Origin of the sequence: Escherichia sp. 93.0816 (assembly GCF_013368855.2) — a bacterium.
GTDB lineage: Bacteria > Pseudomonadota > Gammaproteobacteria > Enterobacterales > Enterobacteriaceae > Escherichia > Escherichia ruysiae.
Genome location: NZ_JABWNC020000004.1, coordinates 1 through 13177, shown reverse-complemented (window position 1 = coordinate 13177; position 13177 = coordinate 1). Strand labels below are relative to the sequence as shown.

The 13177-nt window shown below is 49.7% G+C and carries 5 protein-coding genes; all 5 read right to left on the bottom strand.

The annotated features are described in order from the left end of the window. Nucleotides 1–129 precede the first annotated feature (129 nt). The gene (locus tag HEM79_RS06340; RefSeq protein WP_176242182.1) at nucleotides 130–450 is read right to left on the bottom strand and encodes a hypothetical protein; all 321 of its coding nucleotides are present in this window, start codon (nucleotides 448–450) and stop codon (nucleotides 130–132) included. A 52-nt stretch (nucleotides 451–502) separates the two neighbouring features. Next, nucleotides 503–4135 carry a DUF4132 domain-containing protein YehI gene (yehI, locus tag HEM79_RS06335; RefSeq protein WP_176242180.1) on the bottom strand — a complete coding sequence of 1211 codons (3633 nt, stop codon included), beginning with the start codon at nucleotides 4133–4135 and terminating at the stop codon, nucleotides 503–505. Nucleotides 4136–4144: 9 nt separating this feature from the next. Then, entirely contained in the window at nucleotides 4145–7906 is a 3762-nt protein-coding gene (locus tag HEM79_RS06330) for a DUF4132 domain-containing protein (RefSeq protein ID WP_176242179.1), read from the bottom strand. Between the two features lie 12 nt (nucleotides 7907–7918). After that, on the bottom strand, nucleotides 7919–11722 hold the full coding sequence (locus HEM79_RS06325; protein WP_176242177.1) for a DUF4132 domain-containing protein: 3804 nt from the start codon (nucleotides 11720–11722) through the stop codon (nucleotides 7919–7921). Nucleotides 11723–11861: 139 nt separating this feature from the next. Next, nucleotides 11862–13177: methionine--tRNA ligase (metG, locus tag HEM79_RS06320; RefSeq protein WP_183082699.1), on the bottom strand; the 1316-nt coding region annotated here is incomplete at its 5' end.

Here is a 13177-nt window from a genome sequence, read left to right as displayed (position 1 = left end):
CACGAAAGTTAACCGTGCTCATTGCTGTACTGGAGCTGTTAGTGGCTCTGTTACGGTTGATTGATTTGTTGAAGTAATTAGCAAATTGAAACGCATCTAAGGGGGAATACCTCTTCCCCCTTTAATAAATTATAATTCTATTTGTTGACTGAATATATTATGTAGTTCACGATTAAAAATTGCTATTACAGTTTCTGGTGATTCACCTCGTAATATTCTCTCATCAATAAATTCATCTCTTATATAAATCAAAGCATCATTTATTAGCGGGTCGCTATCATCTCGATCAAATTGATTAAATGTTGGATGCAACCGGAAGCGTTCCAGTCGATAGACCGTTCCAGTAAATAATTGGGCATATTTATGTATTTCAAGTCGGAAGGAAAAGGGTTCTTCAGGATCAATGACCTGATAGTCGTAAATAGCGACCAGTTCACTTTGCACGATCATGGATTTTCTCAGTTGTCAGACAGCGGGCAGTTTTGTTACTACCCGCAGTGCGTTAGTGAAAAATGATGTCCGGCGTACTTAAGGCTTCACTCAAATCAAATACATCGAGTTCGGCAAAAGTGACAGATTGATTGTCACGATACACTTTAAGAGAACTGAAACTCATCAACGCCTTGCTATCAACATTGTAGTGGTGAAAACCGGGTGAAAACTTAAGCACCAGACGATACTCACCTAAGCCATAGACAAATTCGTCTTCATACCCTGATGCCCAGCCCTTGTAACGCATCCCCATCAGTTGCCCAACGGTGGCTGACTTCCCCTGCCAGCGGTTCAGGCTATTGTTTGCTGCTTCATCTGGCGTGAGAAGTACCGTGCGTCGTGCCAGTTGACGAAATGGCGGAATAATCTCGTAATCGGCAAAAAGTTGTTCAAATTCACCACGTATTTCTGTTGGCATTTCTAACGGGTGCGCAATGCCAATCAGGCAATCTGGAGGTAGATCAATAACATCGTCCTGGGCATTACAGAATTCCCCTTCTGCCGCTACGCGAAATGCATTAAGTAAACGACGTGGTTCATTTGCCGGATAAATGCCCCATATCAGTCGCTGGGCAACCAGTCGGGTAAAAGGATGTTTAACAAACAGAGAGTAAAAATCTGCCAGCGACCAGCGTCGGGCGGTGCGCAGTGCCGATTCCAGACGCGGCAGTAGATCTTTGCTGATCTGAGTAGCGTCTTTTCTCAATCCTTTCAGGAGAGCCAGTGCTTCAGGCGCTTTAAGTTGATCGTCATCGGCTCGCAACCGGGGAACACTTTTCTGGCGCACGTTTTGCTGATCGTAGATAACCGGGGTGAGGTTTTCATCGAAACGAACGCTAAACTGTCGTGAACCAAAATCGAAGATAAGCGCCTGTGGATCATCAAGGCCCAGTGTTGGGACTAATCTGTCCGCTAACTCTTCCTGGCTTAGTCCGCGATTTTCTGCGACCACCTGAAGAAATTCCGCCGCGTTATCACGTAAGGGGCGCGATTTCGCTCGTTGCGAGATATGGTGCAGTTGTATTAGCGCCATATCATTATTCATCAGGGTAAGTATATTCAGGCCACTGACAGCCCGGGCAGATTTGCCTTCCTGCGGCCAGGCGAGGATCTGCGTCGTCAGATCCCGTGCCGTGCTTTCGTCGCCAAAAAGACTTAACGCCAGAAATGCCCAGTTGTCTTTTGCGGGGGCGCCAGCTTGTTGCCAGGCGGTGAAAAGATCCCAGGCAAACGCGGCCAGCGTCTGCGCCTGGCAGATGGTTTTCAGTTGTTCCAGTCCGCTATAAAAACGTCCGCCCTGGGTAAAGCGCAGCATTTCGCCAATAATTTCCAGAGCATCATCGGTAACAGGCAGATTATTATTGATAAGCCGTGGCCTGTGCCACATTGTCGGATGCCAGAAATCAGGGGCTTTCGGAATGCGCGGCGGGTAAATTTCCAGTGGGTTCTGTATAAGCAATGTTTCCAGGGCAAGCCACACATCAGCGCGCTGCCAGCGGTTTGCCACGGTTTGCAGTAATTCGCTATGTCCCTGTTCATACAGTAAACGCAGGGCAAGTAATGCAGCTTCGCGGTTGTCGCTGGGCTTAGTAAAGACGAGAGGGATAAGTGCGGTAGCCGTATGTTCCGGCCATTGTAAAATCCACTGACGTGCCAGATCACGCTGAGTGGCAAAACGGTGCCAGACGCGAGCAACGGGCAGCGCCAGTTCGGTAGCGCCGAAATTTAAAATTAACGGAAATGTTTCTTTTGGACGATGCGAAAAAGCCAACAACAGGCCGGGTAGTGCATCCAAACCGAGGATGCTGAGAAAATAGTTTTCACCCACGAACAGATGTTTTTTCTCATTGATACGCAGCCAGAAAGTCACTGCCATCTCACGCGGAAGCTGTGCCAATAAATACAGATTCCAGACACTCTTTTCCTGATGATAAGGCGAATGATTGTCCTTTTCCCAGATGTCAATTAACGTTTCAACGTCGCCGCTGCGAAGCGCCTGTTCTGCTGATTTTGCTTGCGGAGAATGCCAGCCATTGTTGATTTCCTCGACTCTGTCCTGGTGGTAATGCCACTGAACCACTAATGATTCGCGCGCCGCATCCAGTTTACCGGGCAGTATATAATTCAGGAACAGCCATACATCATTCCCAAAACCTAGCTCCTGTAGTACAACCCGACCACTTTTTCGTTCCATGCGTTCCGCAAGTGATTCCGTGCTGAAATAACGGGCAGGCTCTGTGGTGGCAAGCCTCTCTCGTTCGCCTGGTTGCCAGCGGGCTTTGGGCGCTAATTTGAGAGGCGCTAAATCAAGGCGCAGCAATGCCGTTTTTTTCTTACCTCGCCACGGTGGAGAAACAAGTATTTCTGGCAGGTCGTTGCTATGAGTACTCTCGAAAGCAGGTTTCGGCGGTGCCGATAAATAACTATTCAGCACGGCCTGGGCTTGAGCACTTAACCATGGACTTACGTCTTCTGCCAGTTGTGGCTGCGATGCCATCAACGTTTGTAACAGCGTGCGCCAGTATTCATCACGTGCTTTTTGCTGTGCAGGCAGTTTTTTGTCTTCAATGACTGGATAACCAGGACGAGCAGGTGGTTCTTTTAACGCCAGCAGTTCAGCCAGTGCGGTGAGTGTCGAATGGGGGAAATTTTTACTGTATTTAGCAACACGTTGCAGGCTGGGTTTGTTTTTATCAGCCACCAGTAACAAGATGCGGATGACCAGCGGGTGGTTTATTTGTACCAGCAGACTGCCGCAGTCGTCTTTATGAGCATACATTGCCAGACGTGGCACGGCAGCTAACCCTTGTTCGCGTAAAAGGGCGGCACAGGCAGCGTAACCGAAGTGGTTTTCATGCGACATGTAGCTGGCTTCGCGATCGCTAAATACGTCCAGGCTCCAGTATCGTTCGAGTTTTTTTACCGCCGTATTATCAGTAGCAACGACCTTTAACCACTCCTTTGAGTGAAAACTTGTTGATGGGCTTTCAAGGCTGGCAAGCTCATTCGCTATATTTGGTTTTTCTGGAAGCATCAGCGCAATAAAAGGGCGGCGAACAGTGGGGATCTCTGGCAGTGCAGCAATGAGTTTGTCGGCGCAACGCTGCCAGCAGTATTCCTCCGCCAGTGAAAGATGTTTACGCAGACGAAAATCGAAATTGCTATAAGTCTCTGAGCGATAGCCATAGCCTGTATCTTCGTTAGGTGTCATTAAACACACTGTTGATGGATCAGCATGATAACTCTGTGTAATGAACTGACGCGCTATCACCACATCCGTTGCATATTCCAGCCCATATTTTTGCACGATTTCATCAAGCAACTGTTGGCTATCATTTTTCTCGATACAGATCAGAGCCGCCATGGTAAGGGCTGGGATTGACGGTTTATGCTCGCCAGTCAAATTGATTGCCTGCTGGATGGCGGACTGCCACTCCAGTGAACATTCATCATAATTCCAGGTGATATTTTTCTTCTGGCCTGCTTGTTGTAGTAATTCATCTCCCAATGTCTGGATGAGACTTTCAGTGATAACGGGCACTGGTTCGCCCGGCCAGCGGCGATGACTGAGCGGCGTTTTGCCTTTTTTAAATTTCAGTTCCAGTTGCGCGTCGTCCGCCAGCCACGGTAATTCCTTGCTCATGTTCTTTCCTTATTCAAATAGAGCTTCAATGTCATTAATTAACTCGCTGGTGGTGATGTCATCGAGCACGGAGAACTGGGCTTCCTGTGTTGCGTTATTCCTCCAGCCATAGCTTTCTGCTTTGCCATCCCATAGCCACAGTTTGCTTAAGAGTTGCTCGGCGCTAAGTTCGGCTGGTGACATGCCTACCGCAAAACCTTCATCTATTTCCATGATTAACGACCAGCGACCAAGAGGTTTGATCATCCAGCCGATCCAGCCTCCATCCTGCGGTTCGCCACGCAACCAGCCTTTATTTGCCAGCCCCATGACCCGACCGCTCGGGCATTTTCTGCCTGTCCAGCGGGTCAGTTCGCTGGCATTGCGTTCGGCTTCTGTCAGGGGGTAACTGTTGCGGTCAAGCTGGCGGAACGGCGGTAACAGTTCGTAGTCGGCAAAAAGCTGACCAAAAGCGGCGGCATCAGTTGGCGATATTTCCAGTACGTGAGGGATACCAACAGAAATGGTGCCTTCTGGCAGAGTGAAGAGATCATCGTTAGCGGTGCTGTAGCTGTTGTCTTCCGCTACACGAAAGCAAGCCAGTAGCTGGTTGTCGGCGCTATAAACGCCCCAAATCAGGCGGCGGGTTAAGTGGCGTACCAGTGGGTGTTCAACCAGAAAGAGTCGAAAGTTTTCCTCTGACCAGCGGCGGCGCAGGCACATGGCGGATTCCAGCCTTGCTACCTGCTGGGCGGCAACGGTACGGGCATCTTTTTTCAGCAGTTTGTAGCGGTTAACCGCGTCGTTCGCCCGCGATTCATCATCGCTTTTATTGGGTTTAGGTAAGTCTTTCAGGCGGCTGCCGGAAACATCACGTACAAACGGTTTTAAGGTTTCATCAAAGCTGACGGTGAACTGACGTGGGCCGAAATCCAGCAGCAGCGAACCGTTATCATCCAGACCGAGATCCGGTGCTAACCGGTCTTCAAGCTCCGCGACCGTGAGTTCGCGGCTCTCGGCAATGTCGGCAATCTTTTCTTTTGCCCGCTCCTGCAATGCTTTGAATTTCAGCTTCTGGGCGATACCGTTAAGTTGCATCAGAGCAATATCACTGCCGATAGCGGCGAGAATATCCAGTCCGACGGTGGCCCGTTTATGCTGGGATTCGCCAGGCCATGCGCGGATAAGCGGCGTCAGTCTACGGGCGGTGTCATCGTTGCCGAGAACACCTAACGCACTGAACGCCCAACTCTCTTTCGATGGCGCGCCAGCCGTCTGCCAGGCGATAAATAGATCCCAGGCAAATTCAGCCAGTGAGTCTGCGGTACAGACATCTTTCACCTGTAATAATCCCGGATACAGCGCGTCTTCCTGGGGGAAGCGGAGCATTTCGCCGAGGTGGAGGAGGGCGTTATCTGGTAGTGATTGGGCGTTTGCTTTTAATACCGGGCGCGTCCAGAGCGATGGCTGATAAAAGGTCGGAAGAGTAGGGATTTTTGTCGGGTGATTATCCAGCGGATCGAGAGCCAGCAGGGCGTTGATGGCGGCTGTTACTTCCGGTTGGTTATAACGCAGGGCGACTTGTTCCAGTAATGGCTGATGACCATTTTCAGTCAACATACGCAAGGCGGCGCGGGCATTATCCTGGGCTTCACCGGCTTTGCCGAGAGCCGCTGGCAGCAGGCCGGTAATGGCATGTTCCGGGTATTTAAGAAGCCAGGTACGGGCGTCTTGTCGTAGGGTTTTGAGTTTGTTGAAGGCGCGAGCAATCAGCGGCGCTAATTCGATAGCCGCAAAATATTGTGCTACAGGCAACGCTTCCTGTGGATAGCGTGAAAAGGAGTGAATAAAACCCTGCAACCCGCTGAGTTGCAGGTGCGTCATGACATATTCGACACCGACGTGTGGCTCTTTACTAAGGATATTCCACGCCTGCGCTGTTTTTTCGATAGGCAGTGCAGCTAACATGTAGAGCTGCCATTCCCGTTGATAGGAGTGCCAGAAGGTTTTAAATTCGCTGATCAGCGCGGAATAATCTCCCCGCAGCCAGACCTCTACAGCAACATCAGGCGCTTTCATATAGTGATCATTATTCCAGCGATTGAAACCCAGGCGCGTCAGGTAATTCTGAGTATCCTCTTTTTGTCCGATATCTATTTGATGTGCGTACCAGCGATGCCTTGCATGAATCTCTTTTTCTGCCGTCTCGGTCAATGTGCAGCGTGACTCCAACGCTAATGGCGCTAAGTCCAATACCGGCATTACAGATTTTTTCTTTTTCACCCGCCACGGGGGCGAGACTAATACGGCTGGCAGCATATCGGCGCAGGCATGGTTTGAGGGTTGTGTCAGTTGTTGCTGGCATGATTTCAGCACTGTAGCTGCTGGCGACGTTAGCCAGGGAATTACCCGTTCTGCTAATGCTGGTTGAGAGATAAGCATTGTCATCAGCATCATACGCCAGCTTTTTTCCTCTTTTTGCGCCAGCAATTCAGCTAATGCCGCCATAGCAGCATGTGGAAAGCGAGCGAAAGCCTTTGTCATCCGTTCGTGGCAACGCTTTCCTTGCTCGCTCGCATGGATAAGCGACGTAAGTGCCTGCGGGTGGTTGATATGCATCAACACTTCACCGCATGTGTCGCCGGAAGCATAAGGGGTGAAACGGGCTAGCGCAGCGACACGTTGTTCCTGAAGTACCGTCGCACACCAGATTTTACCGCAGTAATAATCATCAAATACCTGCCCTGGGTGCCCAGGATGGTATTTTTCCAGCTCCGTCAATACCTGCTCATCTGTGGCCACTAGTTTTAGCCATTCCAGTGCATATAACCCTTTTTGCCCGCAAAGTCGTCTGGCAATTTCATGAGCTACTTCTGGTTTTTCTGGCAACAATAACGCAACTAGTGGCTGGTTCCAGGCAGGCATGTTTCCGAGTGCAGCAATCAGTTTGCCGGCGCAGCGTTGCCATACCTCGTCATTTGCTAGTGACAGATGCTTACGCAGGCGCATTTCAATTGCGGCGAACCGTGACAGATAATTAGGCTGCGTTTTAGCCGGGGTGACCGTAATGAGACTGGCGTCATAATTCCAGCTAAAACAGATGGATTGCCACGCAATGATCACTTCAGTGGCATATTCCAGACCACCTTCCTGGACAATTTGATCCAGTAACTCTTCGTGATCATTACGATTGAAACCTTGTTCCAGAGCAACCAATACCGCCAGAACTTGTGGCGGCAGCGTGGTATGAATGGGGGAGTCGATAAGGTCAACAGCCCGGGCTATTGCTTGCTGCCAGTCTGGTGAACAGGCGCTGTAATCAAAGGTGACCATCTTTTTAAAACGCCGATGAGTATTTGCGGCGACGGTGCGAAGTAGAGTTAATTCACCCTCTTGTGGCACAGGATTGCCTGGCCAGCGTCGATGACTTAGAGTTGTTGGGGCTACTTCTGTAGGCAGAATGATTTGGGCATTGTCTGCCAGCCAGGGAAGAGTAGCTCCAGCAGATGTTGGTTTGGCTTGTGGCAAAGGGGGTATTTCAGAGCTTTCGGTAACTTTGGCGAGGGCAGATGATGGTGTTATCACAATGTTCTCCGCCACATACCCCTTTTTCGTTTTCTCCGCAATCAGCTTCAGCTCCGCTTTTTCCGCCGCCGCAGCGTCCGCAAAGTTTTTTACCTGGCTTTGCCCGTTGGTGCCGACCTTACCCCAACTGATATGTAACTCGTTTCCCTGCTGCTCAACCGCCCAGAATTTATGTGATTTTTCGTCCTGATAAATATAGGTTTTCATTGTTAAATCCTTTTAATCAAACAGTGATTCAATATCGTTAATGAGTTCGCTGGCGGTGATGGCATCAAGCGCCGAGAAAGTGAGCGAGGACTGTGTACTGTAGCGTTCCCCTGGCGAAGTGATTTTTACGCTTTCAACAGGTAGTAAATCGCCATAACCCGTTTCACCATAAATCAATGAGAAGGGTTCTGTTTCAAGTTCGAGATCGCCATAAAGGGTAGATTTGCGCATTGCATAGACGCTGCCGCTTTCTTCCAGGCGTTGCCAGCCTCTGCGTTCCAGTCCGACAATGCGCCCGGCCTGGCAAAGCCGTCCGCTCCAGCGTGTCAATTCATGGGCGCTGCGTTCATTGTCAGCAAGGTGGTAACTACAACGGTCGAGCTGTTGGAAGGGGGGAAGCAGTTCGTAATCAGCGTAAATTTGCCTGAATGCAGCGGCGGATTCAGGGGAGATTTCCAGCACATGCGGAATACCGATGTTCCCTGCTGGCAGCGTGAATAGCTCATCCTGCGCATCGCTGTAAGTGCTGTCTTCTGCCACGCGGAAACAGGTCATAAGGGCGTTTTCATCGTTATATACTCCCCATAACAGCCGTCGGGTTAAGTGACACATCAGCGGATGTTCTGCCAGGAACAGGCGGAACTGCTCTGCCGTCCAGCGTCTGCGCTGGCACATAGCCTGTTCCAGGCGAGCAATCTGCTGGCTGGCTATGGCGCGTACATCTTTTTTCAACTGTTTGAAGAGGTTAACGGCGTCAGTTGCCAGTGTTTTATCATCGCTCTGGTTGGGTTTAGGTAAATCTTTCAGAACTTTGCCGTTTGCGTCGCGAACCACGGGTTTTAAGGTTTCATCAAAACCAACGGCGAATTGACGTGAGCCGAAATCCAGTGTCAGAGAGCCGTGGGTATCAAGTCCTAAATCGGGAGCCAGTCGGTCTTCCAGTTCGGCCATTGTCAGCCCGCGATTTTCGGCGACCATATTGATTTTGTCGCGGGCATGTTCCTGCAATGCTTTGAATTTAATCTTTTGCGCAATGCCATTAAGCAACATCAGCGCCATATCGCTACCGATACTGGCTAACACATCCAGCCCGGAAACTGCTCGTTTATGCTGGGATTCCCCCGGCCAGGCACGGATAAGCGGGGTTAATTTACGTGCGGTGTCGTCATTGCCTAAAATTCCCAGCGAGGTAAATGCCCAGTTTTCTTTTGCGGGGGCGCCAGCTTCTGTCCAGGCGGTATACAGATCCCAGCCAAATTCAGCCAGTGATTCGCGGGTGAAGGTTTCTCTAATGATATCCAACCCAGCGTAGGCGGTAATGTCGCGAGGAAAACTCAACATAGTGCCGAGGTAGCGCATAGCGTCATCTGGCAGAGGCAGGTTGTTACTTTTAAGCCGTGGTCTGCGCCATAAGGTGAACTGATAAAAGCCGGGCAGTGGGGCGATTTTTGCGGGATATTCTTCCAGTGGGTCGCTATCAAATAATGTTGCCAGCGCAGCTAAAACATCGGGTTGGTTATATCCTTGGGCGATTTCCTCAATCGTTTCTCGCTGGTTTAATTTCACCAGCAGACGGAGTGCCTGGCGGGCACAATCACGATCTTTTCCTTGTTTGCCCAGAGCCACAGGAAGTAGCCCTGCGGCAGCATGGCGTGGGAATTTAACCAGCCATTTTCGGGAATCTTCAGCAGACATTGTTTTCTGTAATCGCTGCGCCATCTGTAATGCTAATTCGCTGACGCCCAGGAAGAGAGTGAATATCCACAACTGTTGTGGCTTACGTTGCAGACATTTCATAAACGCAGGAATGGCCGCATCACCAAAAATCGCCAGAATCTCGTTCTCGCCGGAGAATTCTTCTTCATTGATTATTTGATTGAGGAAAGAAATAGCATGTTGAGTGGGTAGGAAACAGAGAGCGTACAACTGCCAGGATTTACTGCCTTTGTTATGGTATTGCGCAAACTCTGCTTTCAGCGCCGGGAAATCGAAACGTAACAGGGCATCGACTGCGCTTTGTGGCATTATGTTTTTTTCGTATTGTTCTTCTCCGGTTCTGCGCCATTCCTTAAACCCCAGTCGCCAGAGAATTTGTTGTTCTGGTGTAAAAGGAATGAAAGATGTCTCCCAGCTTTCTTTTTCAATTAGTGGCAGATCGGTAAATAATGTTTGCTGTGATGCCTGATATTTTGCGATTTCACTGAATCTGGATATGTCAGTATAACTGATTAATTCTGTAATTCCTGGTGTGACATCAGTGACGGCAGGAACGGGAAGTACCGGTAAATCAAATACGGGGATTGCATTCTTTTTCTTATTTATTACCCACGGTGGAACGGCAAACAGCTCCGGCAACATATCCGCAGTGGCATATTCAAATTCATTAGTCACAGGTTGCGGACGACATTCAGATAAGATGCCTGCCGCTTTGACATTAACCCAGGGAATGACGTCACATACTAACTCTGGCGTGACGGTAATCAGTTTGACAAGTGCGTTACGCCACTGTGCATCTTCATGTATTGCCAGCAAAGTAGCATAAGCGGCAATAGCCGCAGCGGGATGTTTTTGACAGGCTTTGCTTAAGTATTCCAGGTGCTTTTTCTTGCCATTTACACTGAGGATCAGAATTTGAATCGCATCCGGGTGATTCGTTTTCCATAGCCATTTGACAAGGTTTTCGGTTTCACTGATGCGCTCGAAGAGATAACAGGGATTGTCAGAATGATCTTCCGTTAACTCAAAAAGTATCCGACTTACACCATGCACCCCATGATTCGCCACCAACATTGCCAGATAAGCGCGAAAATTACGATGCAATGATGGGAAGTCGTATTTTTCCACTGTATTCAGTGCAGCATCATCGGTTACCACCAGTCTTAACCAGGTCATCGCCGGAACGTTTTGATCTGCATAACGTAGCGCCATGGCATTGGCGATATCCGGTCGTTCAGGGATCAGTAGCGCCGCAAAAGGTTGCCGTGCCGGGGAGAGCGAGGGAATAGCAGCAAGTACTTTATCCACACAGCGTTGCCACTCATCTTCTGATGCGAGTGAAAGATGATGACATAGACGTTGATGCCAGTTCGGTAGCGATTCTGCTTCGAGATCGGGAGGAATTATGGTCGTGACGGCAGCTTTTACTGTTTTATATCTAAGTTGAAGAGCGAGAAGGGCGATTTCAACGGTAGTTTCCAGGCCACAACGAACGACTAAGTCATCGACCAGTTCATCTGTTGAGTAAGAGTTCCAGGAGTGCCAGAGTAATGCCGCATCAGACTGCGCACTACCTGTCTGTAGATTATCCTGGATTCGCAACTGTAATTCGGCAAACGCCTGCTGCCAGTTTTCCGGATAAGAACTGTAGTATTTTTTTAAATCATATGCATAAGTGCTATCTGCAATGCGCTTCCATACCTCACCTTTATTGCGCAGATAATTAATTTCTCTTGGCCTGGTGCGATGAGGAAAAGCAAATCGATTAATATCGTCAGTTAACGCAATGGCTGCATCATCAGCAAGCCATGGCCGTTTGTTTTTACTTACAACTGCGGTTTTAACTTCAGAAGGGGGACTTTCTTTTGTGACTGGCGGGAGAACCATATTTACCGAGTCGCCTTCCACATAACCCTTCTTCATTTTCTCCGCGATTAGCTTCAGCTCTGCTTTTTCCGCCGCCGCAGCATCCGCAAAGCTTTTTACCTGGCTTTGCCCGTTGGTGCCGACTTTTCCCCAGCTAATATGCAGTTCGTTTTCCTGCTGTTTCACCGCCCAGAATTTATGTGATTTCTCGTCCTGATAGATAAAGTGTCTCATTCTGCATCCCTGTAATTTTATCCAGTTTAATGCAGATGCTAACAGCATTTGCGCAGGTTACAGAGCGACAAAAAGGCGAGAAAACAACTTTAGGAATTTATAAAGAAAAGGCGCTGTCGATGCAGCGCCTTGAAGGGGATTATTTCACTTGATGACCCGGTTTAGCACCGGCATCCGGGCTTAACAGGAAGATATCTTTCCCGCCAGGACCTGCGGCCATCACCATGCCTTCGGAGATACCAAAGCGCATTTTACGCGGTGCCAGGTTAGCCACCATAATGGTGTGACGACCAATCAGCGCCTGCGGGTCCGGGTAGGCAGAACGAATGCCGGAGAAGACATTACGTTTTTCGCCGCCGAGATCCAGCGTCAGGCGCAGCAGCTTATCAGAACCCTCAACAAACTCTGCGTTTTCAATCAGCGCCACGCGCAGGTCAACTTTGGCGAAGTCGTCAAAGGTGATGGTTTCCTGAATCGGATCATCAGCCAGCGGGCCAGTAACTGGCGCGGCAGTGGCTTTCACTTCTTCTTTAGAGGCTTCCACCAGTGCTTCAACCTGCTTCATGTCGATGCGGTTATACAGTGCTTTGAACGGATTAACTTTGTGTGCCAGCAGCGGTTGCTGGATGCCATCCCAGGTCAGTTCCGTATTGAGGAATGCTTCTGCTCGCTCGGTCAGTTTCGGCAGTACCGGTTTCAGGTACGTCATCAGCACGCGGAACAGGTTAATGCCCATTGAGCAAATCGCCTGCAGGTCGGCATCGCGGCCTTCCTGTTTCGCCACCACCCACGGAGCCTGCTCGTCGACATAGCGGTTAGCCAGATCAGCCAGCGCCATGATTTCGCGCACAGCTTTACCAAATTCGCGGCTTTCCCACGCTTCGCCAATCGCTTCGGCGGCATCGGTAAAGGTTTTGTACAGTTCAGGGTCTGCCAGCTCGCTTGCCAGCACGCCGTCAAAACGTTTGTTGATAAAGCCCGCGTTACGGGAGGCCAGATTCACCACTTTGTTGACGATATCGGCATTTACACGCTGAACGAAATCTTCCAGGTTGAGATCGATATCATCAATACGCGAAGAGAGTTTCGCGGTGTAGTAGTAGCGCAGGCTGTCGGCGTCAAAGTGATTCAGCCAGGTGCTGGCTTTAATGAACGTGCCACGAGACTTGGACATCTTCGCGCCGTTCACCGTTACATAGCCGTGAACAAACAGATTGGTCGGCTTGCGGAAGTTGCTACCTTCCAGCATGGCTGGCCAGAACAGGCTGTGGAAGTAAACGATATCTTTACCGATGAAGTGGTACAGTTCGGCGGTGGAATCTTTCTTCCAGTACTCATCGAAGCTTACGCTGTCGCCGCGCTTGTCACACAGATTCTTGAAAGAACCCATATAGCCAATTGGCGCGTCCAGCCAGACGTAGAAATATTTGCCCGGCGCGTTCGGAATTTCAAAAC